The 24,731-nt window shown below is 71.4% G+C and carries 20 protein-coding genes; 11 read left to right on the forward strand and 9 right to left on the reverse strand.

Annotation, left to right across the window (positions count from 1 at the left end):
• Nucleotides 1-386 precede the first annotated feature (386 nt).
• A complete protein-coding gene (locus ACO0E0_RS06085; protein WP_422870510.1) occupies nt 387-1,331 on the forward strand; it encodes an NADP-dependent oxidoreductase in 945 nt (314 codons plus the stop codon).
• 132 nt (nt 1,332-1,463) lie between these two features.
• Here ACO0E0_RS06085 and ACO0E0_RS06090 read toward each other — a convergent pair whose 3' ends face one another.
• A complete protein-coding gene (locus ACO0E0_RS06090; protein WP_422870511.1) occupies nt 1,464-2,417 on the reverse strand; it encodes a diacylglycerol/lipid kinase family protein in 954 nt (317 codons plus the stop codon).
• Between the two features lie 193 nt (nt 2,418-2,610).
• Between ACO0E0_RS06090 and ACO0E0_RS06095 the strand changes: the two genes are divergently transcribed.
• The gene (locus tag ACO0E0_RS06095) at nt 2,611-3,216 is read left to right on the forward strand and encodes a hypothetical protein (RefSeq protein ID WP_422870512.1); all 606 of its coding nucleotides are present in this window, start codon (nt 2,611-2,613) and stop codon (nt 3,214-3,216) included.
• Nucleotides 3,217-3,223: 7 nt separating this feature from the next.
• Here the strand turns inward: ACO0E0_RS06095 and ACO0E0_RS06100 are convergent, their stop codons facing one another.
• Complete coding sequence (locus ACO0E0_RS06100) at nt 3,224-3,391, reverse strand: hypothetical protein (protein ID WP_422870513.1); 168 nt, start codon at nt 3,389-3,391, stop codon at nt 3,224-3,226.
• A 47-nt stretch (nt 3,392-3,438) separates the two neighbouring features.
• Between ACO0E0_RS06100 and ACO0E0_RS06105 the strand changes: the two genes are divergently transcribed.
• Both ACO0E0_RS06105 and ACO0E0_RS06110 read left to right on the forward strand, forming a co-directional pair.
• Nucleotides 3,439-4,227: an aldo/keto reductase gene (locus ACO0E0_RS06105; RefSeq protein ID WP_422870514.1), complete on the forward strand. Its 789-nt coding sequence runs from the start codon at nt 3,439-3,441 to the stop codon at nt 4,225-4,227.
• Between the two features lie 77 nt (nt 4,228-4,304).
• Entirely contained in the window at nt 4,305-6,329 is a 2,025-nt protein-coding gene (locus ACO0E0_RS06110) for a S9 family peptidase (protein ID WP_422870515.1), read from the forward strand.
• Between the two features lie 160 nt (nt 6,330-6,489).
• On the opposite strand, the gene ACO0E0_RS06115 is transcribed toward ACO0E0_RS06110, so the two are convergent.
• Nucleotides 6,490-9,924 carry a DEAD/DEAH box helicase gene (locus ACO0E0_RS06115; protein ID WP_422870516.1) on the reverse strand — a complete coding sequence of 1,145 codons (3,435 nt, stop codon included), beginning with the start codon at nt 9,922-9,924 and terminating at the stop codon, nt 6,490-6,492.
• A 107-nt stretch (nt 9,925-10,031) separates the two neighbouring features.
• Between ACO0E0_RS06115 and ACO0E0_RS06120 the strand changes: the two genes are divergently transcribed.
• Entirely contained in the window at nt 10,032-11,000 is a 969-nt protein-coding gene (locus ACO0E0_RS06120) for an alpha/beta hydrolase (RefSeq protein ID WP_422870517.1), read from the forward strand.
• Between the two features lie 148 nt (nt 11,001-11,148).
• On the opposite strand, the gene ACO0E0_RS06125 is transcribed toward ACO0E0_RS06120, so the two are convergent.
• The 6 genes from ACO0E0_RS06125 to ACO0E0_RS06150 form a co-directional block, all read right to left on the reverse strand.
• A complete protein-coding gene (locus ACO0E0_RS06125) occupies nt 11,149-12,621 on the reverse strand; it encodes an amino acid permease (protein ID WP_422870518.1) in 1,473 nt (490 codons plus the stop codon).
• A 196-nt stretch (nt 12,622-12,817) separates the two neighbouring features.
• On the reverse strand, nt 12,818-13,390 hold the full coding sequence (locus ACO0E0_RS06130) for a hypothetical protein (RefSeq protein WP_422870519.1): 573 nt from the start codon (nt 13,388-13,390) through the stop codon (nt 12,818-12,820).
• A 181-nt stretch (nt 13,391-13,571) separates the two neighbouring features.
• Nucleotides 13,572-14,177, reverse strand: coding sequence for a DUF3618 domain-containing protein (locus ACO0E0_RS06135; protein WP_422870520.1), 606 nt, complete (start codon nt 14,175-14,177; stop codon nt 13,572-13,574).
• Complete coding sequence (locus ACO0E0_RS06140; RefSeq protein WP_422870521.1) at nt 14,174-14,614, reverse strand: phage holin family protein; 441 nt, start codon at nt 14,612-14,614, stop codon at nt 14,174-14,176. The genes ACO0E0_RS06135 and ACO0E0_RS06140 overlap by 4 nt, the downstream gene beginning before the upstream one ends.
• On the reverse strand, nt 14,611-15,519 hold the full coding sequence (locus ACO0E0_RS06145) for a hypothetical protein (RefSeq protein ID WP_422870522.1): 909 nt from the start codon (nt 15,517-15,519) through the stop codon (nt 14,611-14,613). Before ACO0E0_RS06145 ends, ACO0E0_RS06140 begins: the two co-directional genes overlap by 4 nt.
• 207 nt (nt 15,520-15,726) lie before the next feature.
• Entirely contained in the window at nt 15,727-16,824 is a 1,098-nt protein-coding gene (locus ACO0E0_RS06150) for a PHP domain-containing protein (RefSeq protein WP_422870523.1), read from the reverse strand.
• A gap of 163 nt (nt 16,825-16,987) precedes the next feature.
• Between ACO0E0_RS06150 and ACO0E0_RS06155 the strand changes: the two genes are divergently transcribed.
• The 6 genes from ACO0E0_RS06155 to ACO0E0_RS06180 all read left to right on the forward strand — a co-directional run bounded on the left by ACO0E0_RS06155 (nt 16,988) and on the right by ACO0E0_RS06180 (nt 24,652).
• The gene (locus tag ACO0E0_RS06155; RefSeq protein WP_422870524.1) at nt 16,988-18,856 is read left to right on the forward strand and encodes an arabinofuranosidase catalytic domain-containing protein; all 1,869 of its coding nucleotides are present in this window, start codon (nt 16,988-16,990) and stop codon (nt 18,854-18,856) included.
• A gap of 147 nt (nt 18,857-19,003) precedes the next feature.
• Nucleotides 19,004-20,032 carry a LacI family DNA-binding transcriptional regulator gene (locus tag ACO0E0_RS06160; protein WP_422870525.1) on the forward strand — a complete coding sequence of 343 codons (1,029 nt, stop codon included), beginning with the start codon at nt 19,004-19,006 and terminating at the stop codon, nt 20,030-20,032.
• An 85-nt stretch (nt 20,033-20,117) separates the two neighbouring features.
• Nucleotides 20,118-21,377: a sugar ABC transporter substrate-binding protein gene (locus ACO0E0_RS06165; RefSeq protein WP_422870526.1), complete on the forward strand. Its 1,260-nt coding sequence runs from the start codon at nt 20,118-20,120 to the stop codon at nt 21,375-21,377.
• Nucleotides 21,378-21,550: 173 nt separating this feature from the next.
• Nucleotides 21,551-22,384 (forward strand): carbohydrate ABC transporter permease, encoded by an 834-nt coding sequence (locus ACO0E0_RS06170; RefSeq protein WP_422870527.1) that lies wholly within the window; start codon nt 21,551-21,553, stop codon nt 22,382-22,384.
• A gap of 139 nt (nt 22,385-22,523) precedes the next feature.
• Nucleotides 22,524-23,321, forward strand: a complete 798-nt coding sequence (locus ACO0E0_RS06175; RefSeq protein ID WP_422870528.1) for a carbohydrate ABC transporter permease — start codon at nt 22,524-22,526, stop codon at nt 23,319-23,321.
• Nucleotides 23,321-24,652 carry a family 1 glycosylhydrolase gene (locus ACO0E0_RS06180; RefSeq protein WP_422870529.1) on the forward strand — a complete coding sequence of 444 codons (1,332 nt, stop codon included), beginning with the start codon at nt 23,321-23,323 and terminating at the stop codon, nt 24,650-24,652. Before ACO0E0_RS06175 ends, ACO0E0_RS06180 begins: the two co-directional genes overlap by 1 nt.
• The last annotated feature ends 79 nt before the right edge of the window (nt 24,653-24,731 follow it).

Genomic DNA, 24,731 nt, shown 5'->3' on the forward strand with positions numbered 1-24,731 from the left:
GTACTGCTCGTGTCACGTCCTCACGACCCCTTCCGTTGAGTCGTACGTGGCGACCCTTCCGAACGACGCACCGACGATCGTCACGCTCCACGACCGCCGATCGGGCGACGTCGTGTAGATCACCTTCGCGCCGTTCGGGACGGGGGAGAGTCCCTGCCCGGTGGCGAGCATGATGCGTTCCGGGGAATCCATTCCGGTCACAAGCGTTGCCGGGTAGACACCGGACGCACCGAATTGCTGTGCGAGGCGACCGCGCGCCCAGCGCGAGCCGCGCACCGGACTGCACCCGCGCCTCCAGTCCGACACGTCGGCGCGAGCCGGCGAGACCGACCGCACCACAGGGACCGCCGGAGCGCATGACCAGCCCGCCCGCGTAGACCGGACCCATGAAGGTCATCGGAGTCACCGAGTTCGGAGGGCCTGACGCCCTCGCCATCCACGAGGTACCGGAGCCGCACGCCGGCCCGGGGGAGGTCCGCATCCAGGTCCGCGCGTTCGCCGTGAGTCCCACGGACACGGGCGTCCGCGCGGGCGGGCGCGACCTCAGCCAGGCCGGTGAGCCGCCGTACGTACCGGGCATGGACGCCGCCGGCATCGTCGACGAGGTCGGTGAGGGTGTCACGGAGTGGCGCACCGGGGACGAGGTCATGGCGATCGCCCTCCCGCTCCGCGGCCACGGCGGCGCCTACGTCGAGCAGCTCGTCGCCCCGGTCGACTCGATCGCACGCATCCCCGCGGGGACCTCGCTCGAGGAGGCCAGCACGGTCCCGATGAACGGCCTCACGGCGGTGCAGATCCTCGAGAAGGCGGGTCTCGCGACGGGGCAGACGCTCGTCGTGACGGGGGCCGCGGGCCTCCTCGGGAACTACGTCGTCCAGCTCGCCGAGCAGCAGGGCATCGTCGTCATCGCGGACGCGGCGGACAAGGATCGCGCGCTCGTGGAGTCCCTCGGCGCCGATCACGTCGTGCCGCGTGGGGACGAGTTCGTGGCGGCGGTCCAGGCGATCGCGCCGCACGGGGTCGACGCGGTCGCGGACACGGCGCTGCTGCACGAGGACGCGGTGCCGGTCCTCCGCGACGGTGGGGTGTTCATCGCGGTGCGGGGCTGGCAGGGCAACGGGGAGCGTGGCATCCGGTTCGAGCAGGCCGCCGTGTTCGACGAGTACCACTCGCAGGACAAGCTCGACCGGTTGCGGCAGGACGTCGAGGACGGGGTGCTGACGCCGCGCGTGGCGGAGGTCCTCCCGGCGTCCGAGCCAGGGGCGGCAGCGGATGCCCACCGTCGGCTCGAGGCCGGCGGGGTGCGGGGTCGGTTCGTCCTGGTCTGGTGACAGCGACGGCGAGTGAGCAGGAATCGTCGTGTGGGTCGACCTGGGCCGACGATTCCTGCTCACTCGACGGGACGCGGGGCCCCGGCGGCCGCGGCCCCGGCGCCCCGGCGGCCCGGGCCCCCGACGGGACGCCTACCCGGCGGCCGGCACCTTCACGCGCAGCGCCCCGGCGTCGATCCGCGCCCGGAACCCCCGCGCGACCCCGAACCCGTCGCCGTCGAGCTCGATGTCCTGCGGCTCGGAGAACCGGACGGTCAGCTGCGCGCCCTTCTGGTAGTTGAGCGCGTCGATCTCCTTGCCCTTGAAGAACTTGCCGAGCGGCGTCCGTCGGACGATCCCGTTCTCGAACAGCACCTTCGCGATGATCTGGATCCAGTGCCCGATGCCCTCGGGCTTCAGCAGCAGGATGTCGAACAGCCCGTCGTCGACGGTCGCGTCCGGCAGCAGCAGCACGTTCCCCTGCAACGTGCCGCAGTTGCCGACGATGAGGGTGTGCGCCCGGATCGTCGACCTGCCGCCGTCGTCGAGCTGGTAGCGGATGCGCAGGTCGTTGCTGTGCCGGAACGCGGTGACCATCGCGGACACGTAGGCGAGCCACCCGACCTTGGCCTTGAGGTCCTCGTCCGTGGCGGCGAGCATCTGCGCGTCGAGACCGACACCGGCCATCACGAGGAACGCGTGCTCCTCGACCGCGTCGGACTCCGTCCGGATCGAGATGCGGCCGAGGTCGATCGCACGCTCGTCGCCGGTGAACGCGGTGTGGAGCGAGTGTTCGACGTCGTCGAGCGTCAGGTCCATGTTGCGGGCGAGCAGGTTGCCGGTGCCGGACGGCAGCAGCGCGAGGGTGATGTCGTGGTCCGCGAGGGTCTCCGCGACGATCCGGACGGTGCCGTCACCGCCGGCTGCGATGACGAGGTCCACCCCGGCGTCGATCGCCTCCTGGGTGGCGCCGCGACCGGGGTCCTCCTTCGAGGTCTCGCACCAGAGGGTCTCGTCCCACCCGGCGGACTGCTCCTCCTTCTGGACCACGGCTCGCACCGCCTCCAGGTCGATCTTGACGGGGTTGTAGACGACTGCAGCGCGCATCGGACCTTCCAGGGACTGTGGGACCTCACAGTCAACAGGGGTTCGCGCGGCCCGTCCGGTTCGGGCAGGATCGCGGTACCGACCCTGGGGGAGTTCACATGTTCATCGCCGCCGAGACGATCCCCGAGACGACAGCCCTGACGACCGCCTGGAGGACCGCCGTCCCGACCCTGCCGGACATGGCGGACGCCGCATGAACGGGACATCGGACAGGAGGGTCGACCACGTCGTCGACGTCGTCCTCCTGAACGGGACGGTCGGGTCCGGCAAGTCGACGGTCGCCGACGCGCTCGGCGTGCTCGCGCAGGCGCATGGTGTGCCGCACGCGGTCATCGACCTCGACCACATCCGTCGGGGGTGGCCAGCACCGGAGGGCGATCGGTTCAACGGCACGATGCTCCTCGCGAACCTGCGGGACATGGTGCGGAACTTCCGCGGTGCCGGCGCGCAGCGTTTCGTCCTCGCCGGCGTCGTCGAGGACCCCGCCGAGCTCCCGGGGTTCCGGGCCGCGCTCGCCACCGGGTCCCCGCGCGACTCCGGGTCCCTGCGCGACTCCGGGTCCCTGCGCGACTCCGGGTCCCTGCTCGTCGTCCGGCTCGCCGTGGACGACGCGACCCTCCGCCACCGACTGCGCGCGCGACACGAGGGCCGCCCCGAGGAGCTCGCGTGGCACCTCGACCGGGTCGGCGAGCTCGCGGCGATCCTCGACGGCGCGGGGGTCGACGACCTCGTGCTCGACGCGGCGACCGCGACCCCCGAGGAACTCGCCGAGCGGGTGTGGGCCGCAGCCGGCTGGTGACGGCCTGTCAGGCGGCGTTCGGGACGACGACGCTGGCGCGCAGCCGCTCCATCACCGGTAGCAGACGGCCACGCCGGCCCTCCGGTGCGTACTCCACGAACCACTCCGCGAGTCGGACCGCCGCGTCGGTGACGATCGGCTGCCCGCCGGCGTACGTCTCGACCGTCGAGAACACCGCGTCGACCAGGAAGGCCGCAGCGGTCCGGCGAGTAGACAGGACGCATGGCAGACACGTACAACGAACCAGCCGTCCCCCTGCAGCACGGGAGCATGCCGCTCCTCGGCTTCGGCACCTGGCAGATCCCGGACGACCAGGCCCCGGCCGCGGTCGGCGCGGCGCTCGAGGCCGGGTACCGGCACATCGACACGGCCACCGGGTACGCCAACGAGCGCGGGGTGGGCGAGGCGATCGCGTCCTCCGGCGTCGACCGGGCCGACCTGTTCGTCACGACGAAGCTGCCGCCGGACCACGCTGGCCGCGAGCGGCAGACCCTCGACGACAGCCTCCAGGCGCTCGGCGTCGACCAGCTCGACCTGTGGCTCATCCACTGGCCGCCGAACGGCGAGGCGTCGCCCGCGGTCTGGGAGGCCTTCCTCCAGGCGCAGCAGGACGGCCTCGTGGCGGACGTCGGCGTCAGCAACTACTCGCTCGAGCAGATCGACGAGCTCACCGCCGCGACGGGTGTCACCCCGGCCGTGAACCAGGTCAAGTGGAGCCCCGCCGAGCACGATGCCGAGTTCGCCGCGGGACTCGCCGAGCGTGGCGTCGTCCTCGAGGGCTACAGCCCGTTCAAGGCGAGCAACCTCGCGGACCCGACCCTCGTGTCCGTGGCCGAGGCGCACGACGTCGACACCGCGCAGGTCATCGTCGCGTGGCACGTGGCGCACGGGTTCGTCGTGATCCCCAAGTCGTCGCAGCCGGAGCGCATCCGCTCGAACGCGCTCGGTGCTACGGTGACGCTCTCCGACGACGAGGTCGCGGCGATCGACCGGCTGGGCTCCGCCCGGTGACGAACGCCGTCCCGCAGGCGGCTCCGGGCAGTGCCGGGGTCGACCCGGCCCGGGGACGGGTGTCTCGGCTCGATCGGGTGACCGACTCCCCGTTCGTGGACCTCGACGACTTCGTCAGGATGCCCCGCACGACGGGACTCGTCCTCAGCCCGGACGGCACCCGCCTCGTGGCGACCGTGTCGACGGCGAACGAGACGCTGTCCGCGTCCACCGACTCGCTCTGGGAGATCGATCCCGCTGGGGAGCAGGCGCCGGTGCGCATCACGTTCTCCACCGAGGGGGAGTCGCAGCCCGTGTTCGCGGCGGACGGTTCGATGCTGTTCGTGTCGAAGCGGCCGGCGCCCGGTCGGGACACGGACGACCGCGCCCTCTGGCGACTGCCGCTCGTCGGCGAGGCGTCGGTCGTCGCGTCCTCGCCCGGAGGCCTCTCCTCGCCCGTCGCGGCCGGCGAGGTCGGTGCGCCGGTGCTCGTCAGCGGGTCCCGACTCGTCGGTTCGACCGATGCGGACGAGGACGCCGTCCGGCGCGCGGCCCGCAAGGACTCCGGCGTGACCGCGATCCTGCACGACGGCATGCCGATCCGTCAGTGGGACCACGAACTCGGCGACACGTCCGCACGACTGTTCGCACTCCGGCCGGACGGGTCCCTGGTCGACCTGACCCCGGATGCGGCGCAGGAGTACCGTAACGCCGGCGCGGACCTGTCGGCGGACGGGTCGTTCGTCCTGGCGACACGCACCGAGCGGGAGGCCCGCGGACGATCCCATGCGGTGGTCGTCCGCATCCCCACATCCGGCGGTGCTGCGCCCGAGGTCATCGCGGACGAACCCGGCGACGACTTCGGCGATGCCCGGATCGCACCGGACGGGTCCCGGTACGCGGTCGGACGACGGACCCGTGGCACGTACGACACCCCGCACGTCGAGCGTGTCGAGATCCGCGGTCTCGGTGCCGCGGTGCACGAGCAGCCGATCGAGGTCGACCTCGGGGACGTCGACGCATCCGAGTACGTCTGGGCGCGGGACGGCGCGATCCTGTTCGTCGCGGGCGACCTCGAGGGCGCCGGTGCCGTCCTCGCCGTCGACCCGTGGACCGGCCGGGTGCTCCGACGACTGGCGTCCGACGCGTCGTACTCGCACCTGCAGCCCTGCCCCGACGGCCGCTGGGTGTACGCGCTCCGGTCGTCCATCGACCGACCGCCGACGGTGGTCCGGCTCGACACGACGATGGAGGACCAGGAGCCGCTGTCCCTCCCGTCGCCCGGGGGCACCCCGGAGCTCCCGGGGACGCTGCGCCGTGTGGCGGCGGAGGTCGACGGGGTACTGGTACCGGGATGGCTCTGCACGCCCATGGGCGCCTCGGCCGACGACCCGGTACCGCTCCAGGTCTGGATCCACGGCGGCCCGTTCTCGTCGTGGAACGCATGGAGCTGGCGCTGGTGCCCGTGGCTCGCTGTCGAACGCGGGTACGCGGTGCTGCTCCCCGACCCGGCGCTGTCCACCGGGTACGGGTACGCCGCGATCGCGCGAGCGTGGCCGCACCGCGCGTCGGTCGTCTGGGACGAGGTCGAGGCGCTGCTCGACGCGGTGCTCGCCGACACGTCGCTCGGCCTCGACGGCACGCGGACGGCGTTGCTCGGCGCGAGCTTCGGCGGGTACATGACGAACTGGATCGCGGGCCACACCGACCGGTTCGACTGCATCGTCACGCACGCCGGTCTGTGGTCGCTCGACCAGCAGCACGACACGACCGACGCCGCCGAGAACAAGAACGGCATCTTCGACACCGAGACCGACCACCCGGACTGGTACGCACAGAACTCGCCGGACCGCACGGCCTCAGCGATCAGCACGCCGATGCTGCTCGTGCACGGGAACCGCGACTACCGGGTGCCGGTGTCCGAGGCGCTGCGGGCGTGGTGGGACCTGGTCTCCGGGTTCGACGGGCCGCCGTCCACGATGCCGCACCGGCTCCTCCAGTTCACGAGCGAGAACCACTGGGTGCTCAGCCCGGCGAACGCCCGGGTGTGGAACGAGACGGTGTCCCGGTTCGTCGACCAGCACGTGCGGGGCGGCGAGCCCCTGTCCACGCGCGTCGACTGAGCGCCTGCGCCACGTTCCTGCCCCCGTCCCCCTCCCCTCCCGTTCGGCGGTGAGTGAGCAGGAATCGTCGGGTCGACGGGTGCCGGCCGACGATTCCTGCTCACTCGACGGGCCGGGCCGGGCCGGGCCGGGCCGGGGCCGGGGCCGACGGCCGGGCCGCTCAGTCGGCGAGCAGGCCCCGGACGTCGTCGGCCGTCAGGGCCCCGGAGAACGTGCTCGCGTCGTCGTCGATCATGGCGTCGAACAGCTCCCCCTTGCGCGCGGCGAGGGCGAGGACCTTCTCCTCGATCGTGTCGTTCGCGATGAGCCGGTACACGTTCACCGGCCGACGCTGCCCGATGCGGTGCGTCCGGTCGACGGCCTGGTGTTCCGCGGCCGGGTTCCACCACGGATCGAGGATGAACACGGTGTCGGCCTCGGTCAGGGTGAGCCCGAACCCACCCGCCTTCAACGAGATGAGGAACGCGGGGGCGTCGCCGGTCCGGAAGCGGTCGATGACGACCGGCCGGTTCGTCGTGGAGCCGTCGAGGTACTCGAAGCCGACCCCGGACGCGTCGAGCCGGTCCGCCACGAGACCGAGGAACGACGTGAACTGACTGAACACCAGCGCACGACGGCCCTCGGCGTGCAGCTCCTGGAGTTCGGCGACGAGCAGGTCGAGCTTGGCCGACACGACCGGCTCGCCGTCCGGATCGACGTCGGGACGGGCCACGAGCGCGGGTGACAGCGCCAGCATCCGGAGCAGCGTCAGCGACCGGAAGACGATCATCCGGTGCCGGTCGATGTCCTCGAGCAGGTCCAGCAGCTTCAGGCGCTCGCGTTGGAGCGTCAGGTCGTAGACCCGGCGGTGCTCAGGGTCGAGGTCGATGCGCAGCACCTGCTCCTGCTTGTCCGGCAGGTCGGCGGCCACGAGCTCCTTGGTGCGCCGGAGCATGAGCGGCCGGATGCGTCGGCGGAGTCGGTCGATGAGCGCGGCACGGGCGTCCGCGTCGACGTCGGGGGAGTCCGCGGGCTTGACGTAGTCGTCGGTGAACCGGGTGGAACTCGACAGCAGGCCCGGCGCGACGACGTGGAACAGGGCCCAGAGATCCGTCAGCCCGTTCTCGAGCGGTGTCCCGGTGATCGCGAGTTTGAACGGTGCGCGGAGCTCGACCGCGCACCGGTGTGCCTGCGAGGACGGGTTCTTGACGAACTGCGCCTCGTCGAGGACCAGCCCCGCCCACTCCTCGTGCTGGTACGCGGCGAAGTCGAGCCGGAACAGGGCGTACGACGTCACGACGACGTCGGCGGACGCTGCCGCGGCGGCGATCTGCGCGCGGTGCTTGGTGCTCGTCGTCGTGACCGTGGCGACGCGGAGCCCCGGTGTGAACCGTGCGGCCTCGGCCGCCCAGTTCGCGACGACGGACGTCGGCGCGACCACCAGGAACGGTCGCCGGGCGTCCTCGGACGCGGTCTCGATCGCACGGGTGACGAACGTCAGCGTCTGCAGGGTCTTGCCGAGCCCCATGTCGTCGGCGAGCACCCCACCGAGCCCGTACTCGTGGAGGAACGTCAACCACGCGAACCCGTCGCGCTGGTACGGCCGGAGCTCGGCGTCCACCGAGGACGGCACCGGGACCTCGTCGACGACGTGCACCGCACCGGAGGTCGGATCGTCCGACGCCTCCTGGAACCGCAGCAGCCCGCCGACGGTCCGCGCCCACCGCTCGTCCTGGACGGTCTCGTCCGCGAGCTGATCGAACTCGGCCCAGAGCCCCGCCTGGTACGGGCTGATGCGCAGCTGTCCGGGCTCCCACTCGTCGAGCTCGCCGGCCTGTTCGATGAGCTCCTTGAGCGCGTCGAAGGCCGGATGACCGAGCGACATGTACGTGTGGTCTACGAGCTTGAGCTTCTGCTGCCGCTTGGCCAACGCCGTGAGGAGCGGCGTGAACGGCACGGTCCGTCCCTCGACCGTGACGAGGATGCCGAGGTCGAACCAGTCGCGGTCCTCGGTCTCCATCGTCGTGATCGTCAGCAGCGGCGGCTCCGTGAGCTCCCGGTAGTCGGGGTGCTCGCCCACGACCCGGACGACGAGGTCCGGTCGGGCCTGGAGCGCCGGCAGGGTCCCGGCGGCGAACGCCGCGGTCTCGGCGCCCTCGAGCGCGGTGTCCTCGAACCACGGCAGCGCCGTGCCGTCCGGGGCGGCCGGCGGTTCCAGCGCGGACAGGTCGGGGAGCGGGCCGTGCATCGACGGCATGTCCCGCCGACCGTCGACGTGCCAGCGCCACGTGAGCTGCAGGTGGTCGTCGGCGGCGAACGCGGCGGTCAGCACGAGCCGCGGTGGTGTGCGGTCCGGCAGGTCGAGCGCGCCGTCGGAGCTGACGAGGTCGACCGCACCACGGAGCCGAGTGGCGTACCCGGCGACGAACTCGTCGATGTCGCTCTCGGGGACGATGATGCGCTCGCCCCGGGTGAGGAGCCGTCGCTGCTCGTCGTCGAGCGGCGCACTGGTCGGTGCGAGGGTGATGTGCAGCGACGGCGCTCGCCGGAACGCGTAGACGCCGTGCGTCCCGATCACCCCGGACGAACCGGGTGCGATCGGCCGACCGTCGACCACGACGCCGGCGGTCAGGGCCAGGGCGGCGTCCTCCTCACGCGTGGCGTCGAGCGTCACCCGAGCCTGCTCCGCGATCTCGACGGTGCCCGAGGAGCCGCCGGACGACCGACCATCCGACCGCCGCGCCGACCCCGCCACGAAGTCGATCCCGAGCCGGCCGGCCTCGGCGAGCAACGGCCAGAGCAGCGGGGACGCGAAGTCGTCGAGGAACAGCCAGTCGGCCTCACCAGGGGTGTACACGCTGTGCGCCGACCGGTGCAGCGCCTGGAACTGCCCGAACCACGCGTGCTGGTCGGGGTCGAGCGACAGCCGGTTCATCGAGTAGGGCAGCGTGCCCCACGTCAGCTGACCGCGGACCCAGTTGCCGGCGGTGCTCAGGGTGACCGGTCGCACACCGAGGCGGACCCGTCGACCCGGGTCGTGCCTCCCGTCCGGAGTCCCGCCGGACCCGCCGGACCCGGAGGACCCGCCGGACGCTCCCGCGCCGCCCGGCCCGGTCGCGCGGGCGCGACCGACACCGGACGCACCGGCGCGCGCCGCGAGTCGCGGCGGCACGAGGTCGCGGAGTTCGAACTGGAGGCCCATCGCGGCCGAACGCGCAGCCGTCGGTCCGTCGATCCCCGCGATCCGACCGAGCGTCCGTTTCCAGTCCGCGGCATCGGGGTCCGGTGCCGTCGGGGTCGGCATCGCGGCGGACACCCCCTGCGCGCCGAGCTGGAGCATCGCCGCGGCGACGTGTTTGCAGTCGCCGCCGAGCGGGCACGTGCAGGAGCTCCGGACGGGCCGGATGGTGTCGCCGCGCGCCGGGAGGACGTCGACGCGGACGCGGTAGGGGGACGGCGCGCTGCCCTGGACGCTCGCGTGCACGGTGAGGTCGTCCTCGTCGTACGCCACCTGCTCGACGTTCCCGGTGCGGAGCTCGTCCTTGGCGCGTCCGAACGCCCGGGGCCCGACGAGCCGGATGACGTCGACGGCGTCGACGAGCGGGGCGGCGGACATGTCCCCATCGTGACAGGGACGGCCGACCTCCGTCGCTGAGTGGAACCACATCGGGCACCCCGGCGCGGAACCGGCTCTCCATGGGCGACGTCGGGCATGATCGCCGCATGGCCCCCGCACTCTCGCGACGGACGCTCCTCGTCGCCGCCGCCAGCACGGCCGCCGTCCTCGGTGCCGGCGCGGCGGGTGCGGCAGGCGTCGAGACGGGCGTCCTCCCGGGCCGATCGCGACTGCACCGCGCCCTCGGCCTCGACGGTCCGGCCGGGGTGGTCCCGTCGGACGCGGCCGGCCCGTTCGCGTCCGGGTCGTTCGTGTCGGCGGCGCGCCTCGGCCGGTCGGTGTCGTGGGGCGTCAGCTACCCGCCCGGATCCCGGGACGATGCCTCGCTCCCGGTCGTGGTCGTCCTGCACGGGTACGGCGAGACGCACGCCGACGCGTTCGGGACCCGGCTCGGGCTCGACCGGTTCCTCGCCGCCGCCGTCGCCGCCGGGTCGCGTCCGTTCGCGATCGCCGCGGTCGACGGGGGCAACACCTACTGGCACGCCAGACGGTCCGGTGAGGACGCCGGACGCATGGTCACCGAGGAGTTCCTGCCGGTGCTCGCCGACCGAGGACTCCGGAGCCGGCCGGCGGACCGGGTGGGGTTCCTCGGCTGGTCGATGGGTGGGTTCGGCGCCCTCCTGCTCGGGAGCACGCTCGGACGCGAGCGTGTCGCAGCGGTCGGTGGGATGTCTGTCGCGCTCTGGCTGAGTGCGGACCGGACGGCGTCCGGTGCGTTCGACGGTCCCGCCGACTTCGCTGCGCACGACCTGTACCGACGGGGCGCTCTGCTCGGGCGGGTGCCCGTCCGTGTCGACTGCGGCACGGGGGACGGGTTCGCCGCGAACGACCGCGCGCTGGTGGCGAGCATCCGGGCGGGATCGGGGTCGGCTCCCGGGTCGGGGTCGGGGTCGGGGTCGGGCTCGGCCGGTGGGGCGGGGCCGATCGGCGCGTTCGAGCCAGGCGGGCACGACATGGCCTACTGGCGGCGGGTGGCCCCGGCACAGCTCCGGTTCCTGGCGGCACACCTGTCCTGAGCGCGGTGGCGTGCCTCCGGTGCTCCGGTGCTCCGGTGTCGCGCCGGGGCTGCAGTGCGCTGCCGGTGCTGCCGGTGCTGCCGGTGCCGCCGGTGCGCCACTCCTCTGCGTCGTGCCGGCGCGCTGCCGCTCGTGTCGGGCCGGCTCGCTACCGTCCTGCGTCGGCCTGGTGCGAGCGGGTGTCCTGCAGCCGGTCGGTGTCCGCGTTCGCGAGCACGCTGTGTCGCCGCGAGTAGCCGAAGTACACGCCGAGACCGATCGCGAACCAGACCGCGAACCGCACCCAGGTCTCCCACTGGAGGAACGTCACGAGCCAGAGCGACGCGATCACACCGATCGCGGGGACGACGGGCATGAGCGGCAGTCGGAAGCGACGGTCGAGCTCGGGCCGCCGCCGGTACCGGAGGACGATCACCGCGGAGCAGACCACCACGAACGCGAGCAGGATGCCGATGTTCGTGAGTTCGGCGACCGTCCCGATGGGCAAGAGCCCCGCGAGGACGGCCGCCGCCCCGCCCGCGATCCACGTCACCCGGGTCGGGACCTTGCGGGTCGGGTGCACCTTTGCGAACCACGCCGGCAGGAGCCCGTCACGGCTCATCGAGAACCACACGCGCGAGACGCCGAGCAGGAACGTCAGCAGCACCGTGATGATGCCGACGATCGCGCCGATGGCGATCACGTTCGCGACGCCGCCGAGCCCGACCGAGGCGAACGCCGACGCGAACCCCGACGTCGGCGCGATGTCCGAGTACTTCTGCATGCCGGTGAGCACGAGCGTTGCGAGGACGTAGAGCACCATCGCGATGCCGAGCGACAGCAGGATCGCCTTCGGCATGTGCTTCCTGGCGTCCTTCGACTCCTCGGCGGCGGTGCTCATCGCGTCGTAGCCGAAGACCGCGAAGAACACCGTCGCCGCCCCGGTCATCACGCCGCCGAAGCCGTACGGGAAGTACGGGTGGTAGTTCGCGCTGTCGATGTGGAACACGCCGAGTACGACGATGAGGACGACGAGGAGCACCTTGATGCCGACCGCGACCAGCTCGAACCGCGCAGCGCTCTTGATGCCGCGGGACAGCACGAACGCGGTGAGCAGACAGAGCACGATCGCGAACACGTCGACCACGTGACCGCTCCCGGTCCCCGGCGCTCCGAGCATCCAGTGCGGCAGGTCGAGCCCGACCTGCCCGACGAGGAACTGCACGTACCCGGAGATGCCGATGGCGACGACGGCGACGATCGCGGTGTACTCGAGCAGCAGGTCCCAGCCGATGAACCACCCGACGATCTCGCCGAGCACGGCGTAGCCGTAGGTGTACGCGCTCCCGGCCTTCGGGATCATCCCGGCGAACTCGGCGTAGCTGAGGGCGGCGGCGGCGCTGGCGATCCCCGCGACGAGGAACGAGAACAGCACGGCCGGTCCGGCGACCTGGTTCGCGACCTGGCCGGCGAGGGTGAAGATCCCCGCGCCGATGATCCCTCCGACGCCGATCGCGGTGAGCTGCCACAGGCCGAGGTGGCGGGAGAGGCCGTTCGACTCGCTGCCCGGATCGTCGTCGATCTGGTCGATGGGCTTGCGGCGGAACAGGGTGGCACGGGTGGATCTCGACGTCGTCGTCATGCCCGACATCCTGCCCGCGTTCCCGCGAGGCCGCACATCCGAGCACCCGTCAAGCAGTGGCGGACCCCCGCCGGGCCGCGTTCCGCGAGCGTGCAGTCGTGACCGGTTCGGGAGGCGAGAACGCGGCAGAACTGCACGGTGGCGGGTGGCGGGTGGCGGGTGGCGGGTGGCGGGTGACGGCTCATGGGTGACTTCGTCATCGCCGCAACCCTCGGGGACGGGTGCTCGTGGTCGGCGTGCTGTCGGACTGGAGCCGGCCGCTCTCGTCGCGAGTCCACCCGTGCCCGGCGCTGTCCCGGAAGCCGATCTGCTCGACGGCGAACTTCGTCCCCGCGGTGTAGGGACGGAGGGGGTCCCGGAATTCGCGAACGGGTTTGGCCCAGTCCCAGTGGAACGTGCGTCCGTCGGGATCGGTGTGCAGGTCGTTCCGGATGAAGTACTCGCCCGGGGGCAGGATCCGGAGCTTGCTGACCGATGGTCTGGAGAACCCGCGGACACGGATGTCGACGTCGAAGACGGGATCGTCGGACGAGTTCCGCACGACGACTCCCATCACCTGACGATCTCGCGTCAGCAGCTGGAGACCCGCCCAGGCCGTCACCCCCGAGGCCTGGCGTTCGCCGTCCCGTCGGCGTTGGTCGTCGTCGCGGGTGGTCTCGACGCCGAAGAGCTGTCGGGCCTGCCAGCCGGCGTAGATCGCTGCGATGAGGGCTCCGGCGGTCGCCACCGCGCTCATGCCGTTGAAGAACGTGTCGAGGGAAGTCGCCATGCCGGACACTGTACTGATATTCCGGGCCCATCACCCCGCACCGAGGACGCCGCGCCCCCGCGTCCTCCGCACCTCGGCCGCTGACACCGATGAGTGAGCAGCAATCGTCGGGTCCCGGGGTGGGACTCGACGATTGCTGCTCACTCGCGGGGCGGAGCGGAGCGGAGGCGGGAGGGGCGGGTCAGGCGCCCTGGACGTCGTCCTTCGCGTGCTGGGCGCTGTCCTTGACGTCGGCCGCGGAGGACTGCGCGTCGCCCTTGACCGTCTGCGCAGCGTCCTGCGCCGTGTCCTTGAGGTCGCTCGCGTGCTGCTGCGCGGAGTCCTTGAGGTCGGCGCCGACGGTCTGCGCCGACTCCTTCACCTGGTCGACGAGCGGGGCCGCCTTCTCCTTGACGTCGCTCGCGAGCTGCTCTTCCTTGTCCGACGACGGGATGAGCGCCGAGGCGAGCCAGCCGGCACCGAAGGCGATGAGCCCCACGGCGAGCGGGTTGCCCTTGGCCTTGCCGACGGCGCGGTTCGCCGCACCCTTCGCCGAGTCCGCCGCCGATCCGGCCGCGGAGCCGACCGACCCGGATCCGCTGCCCGTGGCCGAGGACACCTTCGCCCGCGCGGAGTCCGCGGCACCCATCATGCTCTCGCGGACGGAGTCGAACTTGCCCTTGACCTTCTCGGTCTGGCGGTGGGCGATCGACGACGGACTGACCTTGTCGGCCAGGGCGTCGACGTCCGAGCCCAGGTTGCCCCGGGTCGCCTCGATCTCGGCGCGGATCTCGTCTGGCGTGCTCATGCGTTGCTCCTCGTGGTCGAGTTCGGGTTCGAGCTGTTCGGCATCAAGGCGTCCGGGATCTCCTTGACGGTGTCGGCCGTCTGCGGGAGCCCCTTGACCTGCCGGAGCTGTGCGCGACCCAGCAGGGCCAGGATCGCGGTGACGATCAGGTAGACACCCGCGATGATGAGTGCCGACCAGGCGTTGCCGACGAGGTACCCGAGGGCCCACCACGCGGCGATCGACAGGAAGAACAGCACGTAGAGGCCGGTGAGTCCGGCACCGCCGAGCATCCCGGCGCCCTTGCCCGCCTTCTTCGCAGACTCCGCGACCTCGGCCTTGGCGAGGGCGACCTCCTGGCGGAAGAGCGTCGAGATGTCCTTCGTGACGTCGGTCAGGAGCTCCCCGAGAGGTGTCGTGGCGGCCCGTTCCTGGGGGCTCGGCGTCTCGCCGCTCATGCGGTCGGCCCGCTGTCGTCGTCGTGCTCGTGCTTGGTCTCGGCGGCGAGGGCCTTCGTGAGGCGTCCCGCGAGGATGCCCGCACCGGCCGCGATCGCGATGAACGTCCCGGGCTTCCGCGCGGCGAACGACTTCACCTCGTCGAGGAGCGACCCGGGGTCGCGGCCTTCGAGGAACCCGGCGGCGGAACCCGCACGGTGCGACAGGTCGCGGACGACCTTCTGCGCGATGCCGTCGTCGTCGGACTTGTCCGCCATCGTCGAGAGCTGGTCGCTGAGGGACCGGAGTCCACCGGCGGCGCGCTCCTGCTGCTGGCCGGCCTGCTCCTTGAGCCCGGCCGAGGCCTGCCCGTAGAGCTCCTTGGCGTGGCCAGTGGCCTCGGACGCGACGCGCTTGACCTGGTCCTTCGCGCTGCCGGCGACGTCCGCGGCGGCGCTCTTCGCGTCACCGGCGACGTTCTCGGCCGCGCCCTTCGCAGCGTCTGCCGTGCCACCCGAGCCGGACCCCGCGCCCGAGCCGGACCCAGCGCCCGAGCCGAGGCCCGTGCCCGAGCCTGAACCGAGTGCGCCGGAGTCGCCGTCCCGCGTCGGGATCGGCGGCAGGGGGTTGGACGCCAGGCCCTCACCGAACTCCGGGACGATCGGGTCGGGAGCACCGACCGGGTCGACCGACGCGGAGTCCGAACGGTGCCGGACGGGTTCGTCCGTGTCGCGGTCGGTGCCGAACGCCGGGACGTGCACGCCCGGGAACGTCAGCGGTGTGTCGGGATCGAGGACGTCGCGGTCCTCACGGTCCTCGCGGTCCACGTCGTCGCGGTCGAGACCGGCGTCGAACGGATGATCGGTGGGCCCGGGGACCGCACGGTGGGAGATCGGGGTGTCGTTGTCCGGTGGGGAGCTGCTCATGACGTGTGTTCCTTCCCTGGTGCCCGCCCGGCGAACGTCGATCGCTCCGGTGCAGTGCGTTGCCCAGGCTGCTCAGGGGGGCGCGTGCCGGCCGGGAGTCCCGGTCGTCGTGGCCGGTTCCCGCACCGCCCGTCCCCGGGTCGCCGGATACCGCGTCGGAGCGTCCAACCTGGGCGTCCGGCGGCGGCCACCGCGGATGCTGTCTGATCAGCTCCGGCGGGCGGCCGTCCAGGCGAGGAGACGGTCCACCGGCCACGTCGTGACGATCCGGTCGGTGGGGACCCCGTTCGAGGCGGCGCGCTCGGCCCCGAGGCGGAGGAAGTCGAGCTGGCCGGGGGCGTGCGCGTCGGTGTCGATGCTGAACAGGCACCCCGCGTCGAGCGCTGCGGCGATCAGGTCGTCCGGCGGGTCCTGCCGCTCGGGCCGGGAGTTGATCTCGATGGCGACCCCGGACGCAGCACACGCGTCGAACACCGCCCGTGCGTCGAACGCCGATTGCGGACGTTCGCCACGACCACCCTGGACGAGCCGTCCGGTGCAGTGTCCGAGGACGTTCGTGTGCGGGTCGCGGATCCCGCCGAGCATCCGTTCGGTCATCGTCCGGGAGTCCGCGCGGAGCTTCGAGTGCACGCTCGCGACGACGACGTCGAGACGGTCGAGCATCTGCGGGGTCTGGTCCAGGGTGCCGTCCTCGAGGATGTCGACCTCGATCCCGGACAGCACTCGGACAGCCGACGGGGCGGTCGCGTCCGCAGCCCGGGTGTCGTCCGCAGGACCGGAGGCGGTCGGTCGGCGGTCCGGCCGTGCCGGTGGGGAGGCCCGGATTGCCTCGAGCAGGTCGAGCTGCTCCGTCAGGCGGTCGGCGTCGAGTCCGTGCGCGACCTTCAGCGACGGGGAGTGGTCCGTGATCGCGAGGTACTCCCGCCCGAGCAGTGCCGCGGTGTCGACCATGAGCTCGACGGGGGAGCCGCCGTCGGACCAGTCGCTGTGCGCGTGGAGGTCACCCCGCAGCTGTCCGAGCAGGGCCTCGCCCGCGTCGCTCAGCGTCTCGCGCTCGGTGTCCCGGAGCGCCTCGAGGTAGTCCGGCACGGAACCGCCGAGTGCCTGGCCGATCACCTCGAGACTGCGGGACCCGACCCCCTTGGTCCGGGCGAGCGCGCCGGAGGCGAGTCGTGCCTCCAGTCCGGGCCGGTCGACCCCGTCGATCGCGGCGGCCGCCGTCCGGAACGCCTTGACCTTGAACGTGGGCGCGAGGTCCCGCTCGAGCCAGAAGGCGATCTCGTGCAGGGCGTCGACGGGTTCCATCGGTCCATCCTGCTCGCCGTGTCCGGTTCCGGGCGACCCGATGCGGTCGGGGCCGGCCCGCTGTACACTGTTCGTGGTTAATCGATTAAGCAGCGGCGACCAGATGCCGCACTCCCGACGCTGCAGATCAGCCACTCCAGCAATGACGCTCGAGAGGAACACCATGCAAGGCACATCATCCAGGCGGCGGGGGAGACTCCTCGCCGCGGTCGGCGCACTCGCGCTCGCCGTCGGGTCGCTGTTCGCGGCCACCGTCGGCGTGCAGAGCGCGAGCGCGGCGACCAACTCGTCGTGCGACATCTACAGCGGCGCCGGCACCCCCTGCGTGGCGGCGTACAGCTCGACCCGAGCGCTCTTCGCGAGCTACAACGGGCCGCTCTACCAGGTGCAGCGGGCCTCGGACGGGGCGACGACGAACATCGGGCTGCTCGCCGCCGGCGGGTACGCGAACGCGGCCGCGCAGGACTCGTTCTGCTCCGGGACCACGTGCACGATCCCGAAGATCTACGACCAGACGAGCAACCACAACGACATCACGGTCGCACCCGCGGGTGACGCGGGCGGCGCGAACCACGCGGCGAACGCCACCGCGCTGCCGATCACGGTCGCCGGGCACAAGGCCTACGGCATCTACATGCCGCCCCAGGTCGCGTACCGGATCTCGAGCACGGTCGCCAAGGGCACCGCGCGCGGGTCGTCGCCGGAGTCGATCTACGAGGTCGCGAGCGGCACGAACAGCAACAACGGCTGCTGTTCGGACTTCGGCAACGTCGAGACGAAGGAGCAGGACACCGGGCAGGGGCACATGGACGCCCTCAACCTGTCGACGCTCAACGCCCCCGGCAGCTCGGGCAAGGGCCCGTGGGTGCAGGCCGACCTCGAGAACGGCGTGTTCCAGGGCGGGACGCCGACGTACACAGCGAACAAGGGCAACAGCAGCAAGTTCGTCACGGCGGAACTCAAGAACAACGGCACGAACACGTTCGCGCTGAAGGGCGGGAACAGCCAGACGGGCTCGCTGACCACCTGGTACGAGGGGGCCGAGCCCGCCGGGAACTACACGCCGATGCAACTCGAGGGCTCGATCGTCCTCGGCGCCGGCGGTGACAACTCCAACCGCGGCACGCAGTCGTTCTTCGAGGGGGTGATGACGAGCGGGTACTCGACCGACGCGGCCGACAACGCCGTGCAGTCGAACATCGTCGCGCAGAACTACCAGGGCGTCAGCACCGGCGGGGGACCGGGGTCGCAGATCGTCGGACCCGGCGGCAAGTGCGTCGACGTCGCCGGCGACGACGTCGGCGGCAACACCGCCGTGGTCCAGCTCTGGGACTGCCAGGCGCTCGCCGCCGACCAGCACTGGTCGGGCAGTGCGTACGGCACCGGCACGCTCGGCACGCTCGGGCGGTGCCTCGACGCGGACGGCAACGGCACCGCGAACGGCACGAAGCTCGAGCTGTACGACTGCAACGGCGTCGGCGGACAGCAGTGGATCGTGCAGGGCGACGGGTCGATCAAGAACCCGCAGTCCGGACGCTGCCTCGACGACCCCTCGGGGAACACCGCGAACGGCACGGCCCTGCAGCTCTACGACTGCAACGGCAACCAGGCGCAGCAGTTCGCCGTCGCGGTCCCGATCATCGGCAACGGCGGCAAGTGCGTCGACGTCGCCGGTGACGACCTGCAGCAGAACGGGTCGCAGGTCCAGCTCTACGACTGCCTGACGATCGAGACCGCGCAGCCGGCGGCCCTCGACCAGCAGTGGACCGTGACGTCCTCCGACCACACCATCCGGACCCTCGGCCGGTGCCTCGACGCGGACGGCAACGGCACCGCAAACGGGACGCACGTCGAGCTCTACCAGTGCAACGGCGTCGGTGGGCAGCAGTGGATCCCGCAGGCGAACGGCTCGATCCTCAACCCGCAGTCCGGGCGATGCCTCGACGACCCGTCCGGGAACACGGCGAACCAGACGGCGCTGCAGCTGTACGACTGCAACGGCAACCAGGCGCAGGTGTTCGCGATCAACTGACGCGGTCGCTCGTCCGACACCCACAGCATGGCGTGTCCCCGAAACTGGGGACACGCCATGCTTGCTGAATCGATAAAGCAGTCGTATGCTCAGTCCAGTTAATCGATAAAGCAGTCGGTCTCGACTGCTGACCCGGCAGGAGACCCCGTGGCCAAGTCAGTCACCCTCAAGGACGTCGCACAGCGCGTCGGGGTCACCGCGGCGGCGGCGTCGATGGCGCTCGCCGGACACGACCGGATCAGTGACACCACCCGGGCCGCAGTCCGCCGTGCCGCCGACGAGCTCGGCTACGTCCCGAGCTCCGCCGGCCGTGCACTCCGGAACCAGAAGGCCGGTGCCGTCGCGCTCGTCGTCCCGAACAGCGCCCAGCACGTCTTCGGGCACCTCTACTTCATGCACGTGCTCGACGGGGTGTCCGAAGCGGCGAACGCGCACGACGCCCAGGTCATCGTGTCGACGAACGCGGACGCCGAGCGCGGTGTCGTCGCGTACGAGCGGGTGATGCGCTCCCGCACGGCCGACGGCGCGATCGTCACGAGCGCTGCGATCGACGACCGGAACGTCGAACGGCTCGTCGCGTCCGGGCTCCCGGTCGTGCTCCTCGGCAACTTCCCCCACCTGCCGGACGGCATCAGCGTCGGCATCGACGACGTCGGCGCCACGCACCGGGTCACCGAGCACCTCCTCGTCGAGCACGGACGCCGTCGGCTGGTGCACGTCACCGGCACGCTCGACCACCAGACGGGCGTCGACCGTCGTGCCGGGTTCCTCGCCGCGGTCCGATCACGCGGTCTGGACGCCGACGCCTGCATCGTCGAGGGCGACCTCGGCGAGCAGTCCGGCGCGGACGCGATGACCACGCTCCTCGACGAGGGTGCGGACTTCGACGGGGTCGTGTTCGCGAACGACGACATGGCGCTCGGCGGACTCCGCGTCCTGCAGCAGCGCGGCGTCGACGTGCCGGACGACGTGTCCATCGTCGGCTTCGACGACTTCGGGTTCGCACGCGTCACCACCCCCGGCATCACGACGATCCGCGTCCCCGCCGAGGAGATGGCGCGCGTCGCCACCGAACGGCTCTTCGACCTGGTCGACGACGTCGCCGGGTGGAGCCGCCACGAGCTCGGCGTCGACCTCGTGCTCCGCGGCTCGTGCGGCTGCGCCGAGCCCTCCTGATCCCGCACCCACCCCCTCGCAGCACCCCCTCCACCACCCCCTCCACCACCCCTCGCAGCACTCGCAGCGCAAAGGAGCGTTCACCATGAAGAAGCGGCACGCGACACTCGCCGTCCTCGCCGGAGCCGCCACCGTGGCCCTGGCACTGTCCGGCTGCTCGACGTCCTCGTCGGCGTCGTCCAGCGGCCCCGTCACCCTCAAGGTCTGGACCGGGTTCACCGGTGGCGACCGTCCGGGGTACGCCCAGATCGTCAAGGACTTCGAGGCCTCCCACCCGGACGTCAAGGTCCAGATGACCGTCCAGCCCTGGGACACCATCCAGCAGAAGCTGCCGTCGGCGTGGCTCACCGGCCAGGGACCGGACATCGCCGCACCGAGCTCGGACCCGAACGCGATCGCCCAGTACGTCAAGACGAACTCGGTGATGGCACTGACGAACACCGGGTCGGGCAAGAACGACATCAACACGTCGAAGCTCGCCCCGGGCACCGTCAAGGAGTTCACCTACGACGGCAAGCTCTACGCGATCCCGGCGAACTTCGCCACGCTGAGCCTGTACTACAACAAGAAGCTCTTCGCGGACGCCGGCATCGCGAACCCGCCGTCGACCGTCGCCGAGATGGCCGCCGACGCCAAGAAGCTCACGACGGGCGGCAACTCGGGACTCGTCCTCGCCGACAACCAGACGATCCAGATGTGGCCGATCCTGCAGTGGCTCGAGGGCGGCGACATCGTCAACAGCAAGGGCTGCAGCGTCCTCCAGACCTCGACGTCGCAGAAGGGCCTGTCGACCTGGAGCGACCTCGTCAGCAAGGACAAGATCTCGCCGGTCGGACTGACGGGTGCCGAGGCGGACTCGGTGTTCTCCGCCGGGAAGGCCGCCATGGAGATGAACGGCCCGTGGGCGGCGCCCGGCTACAAGGCCGCCGGCATCGACCTCGGCATCGCGAAGATCCCGGTCGGCGTCGACGGCAAGTCCGTCACGCTCGGGTCCACCGCGCCGCTCGCGATCTCGGCGAAGACCAAGTACCCCGAGCAGTCCAAGGAGTTCCTGGCGTACTGGACCAGCAAGTCGGTGCAGCAGAAGTTCTCGCTGACCACCGGGTTCCCGCCGCTCCGCACCGACCTGTCGGACGACAGCAAGCTGAAGGCCGACCCGACCGTGTCGGTGTTCGCCGCGCAGGTCCCGGACTCCCGGCTGTACCTGCCGCACCTCACGAACGCCACGAAGGTCGACTCGGACGCCTACGTCCCGCTCATCGGCAAGATCACCCGCGGGACCTCCGTCGCGGACGCCACCACCGCCGCCGCGCAGACCATCGACGGTCTCACCGGCTGCAAGTAGTCATGAGCCAGCTCACCGACCGGTCCCCGTCGCGCCGTGCGCGCGGCGGGGGCCGCCCCCGGGCCACCGGTCCCGGTCCAGCCGGGGCCGCCGGTTCCGGGACCTCCGCCGACGGACTGGAGGGACGGCCTCTCCGCGCACGTCGGCACCGGTTCCAGCCGGCGTGGCTCTTCATGGCCCCGAGCCTCCTGATCCTCGGCGTCTTCGTGCTCTTCCCGATCGTCCGGTCGCTGTACTACAGCTTCTTCGACTGGACGGTGGGGGCGACGCAGCAGCCGTTCGTCGGCATCGGCAACTACGTCAAGCTGTTCCAGGACCCGCAGTTCACGAACGCGCTCGGCATCACGCTCGAGTACACCGTCGTGTCCGTGGTCCTCCTCCTCGTGTTCGGGTTCCTCGCGGCGCTCGCACTCCAGGGCGAGGGGCTGCCGACCCGCATCGTGCGGTCGATCTTCTTCTTCCCGACGATCGTCTCGCTCGTCACGATCGGCCTCGTCTGGAAGTTCCTCCTCGACCCGCAGATCGGTCTCGTCGGCGGCATCACCGCCGCACTCGGGCTGCCGTCCGTCGCCTGGCTGCAGTCGACGACGCTCGCCCTGCCGACGGTCATCTTCGTCTCCGTCTGGAAGAGCGTCGGCTTCGCGATGATCCTGTTCGTCGCCGGACTGAAGGGCGTGCCGCAGGAACGGTACGAGGCCGCCGAGCTCGACGGGGCCGCACGGTTCAAGCTCGTCTGGTTCATCACCCTGCCGAGCATCCGGCCGACGCTGCTCTTCACCTCGCTCATCCTGACGATCCAGTCGTTCCAGGTGTTCGACCTCGTCTACGTGATGACCGGCGGCGGTCCCGTGTTCCACACCGACACCCTCGTGAACCTCCTCTACCGCGACGGCTTCGTGAACTACCAGACCGGCTACGCGTCCGCGATCTCGTGGGTGCTCTTCGCGATGATCATGATCATCAGCCTCATCCAGCTCAGATTGTTCAGGTACAACGATGTCGACTGACACGGTGCGCACCGACCGGGTGCGCGGAGCGCGGGCCGCCGGACGTCCCGGTCCGACGGACGTGGGCCGACCGGGCCGCGTGCCCCGGGCCTCCCGGCCGCACCGACCGGGCCGGTCCGACCGGCCGACGGTCGGCAACGTGCTCAAGTGGGTGTACCTCGGGATCGGTGTCGTCGGTGCCATCGTGCCGTTCATCTGGATGGTGTCCGGGTCGTTCCGGAGCGAGGCCGACCTGTTCGGGAACCCCGCGAGCCTGTTCCCGACGAGCATCACGCTGCACGGCTACATCGGGATCTGGCAGCAGCTCCCGTTCCTCCGGCTCGTGCTCAACACGTTCGTGTTCGCCGGGGTCACGACGGCGGCGACGCTGCTGTTCGACTCGATGTGCGCCTACGCCCTCGCCCGGCTGCACTTCGTCGGTCGGAACGTCTGCTTCGTGATCGTCCTCGCGACGCTCATGGTGCCGTTCCAGGTGACGCTCATCCCGGTGTTCATCGAGCTGTTCCACCTCGGGTGGCTGAACACCTACCAGGGGCTCATCGTGCCACGGGCGACGAGCGCGTTCGGGATCTTCCTGTTCCGGCAGTTCTTCATGAACATCCCGCCGGAGCTCGACGAGGCGGCGCGGATCGACGGCGCAGGGCACTGGCGGATCTACTGGCAGGTCATCATGCCGAACGCCAAGGCCGCGATCGCCACGGTCGCCGTGCTCAACTTCATGAACCTCTGGAACGACCTGCTCTGGCCGCTCGTCGTGTCCACCTCGAACGACATGCTGACCCTGCCCGCCGGGCTCACCCTGTTCGGCGGCGCCCACGTCACCGACCACGCGATCCTGCTCGCCGGGGCGACGATCTCGCTCATCCCGATCGCCGTCGCGTTCTTCTTCGCGCAGAAGTACTTCGTGGCCGGCGTCGCGACGAGCGGGCTGAAGTGATGCCCGGGACGGAGCACGGTCCGGGCGACTTCGCCTGGATCGCCGGGATCGAGGACACCTCCGTCGTCCCGCCGGCGCGGTTCGACATGGCGCCGCTCGACGAGCACGACCTGACCGAGCACACCAGCCGGTGGCGCACCGACCTCGACGCGGTCCGCGACCTCGGGGTCACGGCGCTCCGGTACGGCGTCCGGTGGCCGGTCGTGCACCTGGCGCCGGGGGTGTTCGACTGGGCCGAACTCGACGAACGCCTGACGTACGCGTCGTCGCTCGGACTGACCGTCATCGCGGACCTCGTGCACTACGGCACGCCGACGTGGCTCGAGGACTCGTTCGCCGACCCGCGGTACGTCGACGCGATCGCCGAGTTCTCCGCCGCGTTCGCAACGCGCTACCGCGGGGTCGTCGACCACCTCACGCCGCTCAACGAACCCCTGACGACCGCGTCGTTCGCCGGTCTCCGTGGCGTCTGGCCGCCTGCGCTCACCGGATGGGACGGCTGGACGACGGTCACCGTCGCCCTCGCCGAGGGGATCGTGGCGAGCGTCGAGGCGATCCGGGCGGCGAACCCGGACGCCACGATCGTGCACGTCGAGGCGGGCACCATGGTGGTGCCGGACGACGACGGCCTGGTGTCGCACGCCGCACTGCTGACCGATCTCGGGTGGCTGGCGACCGACCTCGTGCTCGGGCTCGTCGGGTCGGAGCACCCGATGCGGGCGTGGCTCGTCGAGCACGGCGCCGACCCGGTGCGGCTCGACCGGCTGCGGCACGCGCCGGCGCGGCTCGACCTGCTCGGCGTGAACTACTACCCGGACCTGACACCGCGGACGTTGCGGCGCTCCGACGCCGCGGTGGCGGACGCGGACGCGGACGGGGACGGCGTCGTGCAGGTCGCGACGAACCGGTGGACGGACGGACTCCGGACGGTGCTGTGCGGCTTCGCGGATCGGTACGGGTTGCCGATCGTCGTGACGGAGACGAGCATCGAGGGGTCGGATCGGGTGCGGTCGGACTGGGTGCTCGACTCGACGCGGACCGTGCTGGACCTCGTCGCGGAGGGGGTGGACATCCGCGGGTACACCTGGTGGCCGGTGTTCGACTTCGTGGACTGGTCGTACGCGTCCGGCGGCCGGAACGTCGAGGAGTTCGGCGTCGACGAGTCCGTGGTGCGGGAGCGGCAGGCGGCGACGTCCTCGGGTGTGAAGACCCCGTTCCTCCGTCGGATGGGACTCATCCGCCTCGAGGAGCAGTCCGACGGCAGCCTGGCACGCGTCGCGACCGCGGCCGCCGAGCAGTTCCGGGCGGTGACGGCGTCCGAGCGGGCGTGAGCCGGTGCGGGTGGGGGTGGCGTGCACGTGCCCCCGCCCGTGCGCGTGCCCCCGCCCCCGCCCGTGCGCGAGGCGACAC

This window comes from Curtobacterium phyllosphaerae (assembly GCF_049341865.1).
In the GTDB taxonomy this organism is placed as follows: domain Bacteria; phylum Actinomycetota; class Actinomycetes; order Actinomycetales; family Microbacteriaceae; genus Curtobacterium; species Curtobacterium phyllosphaerae.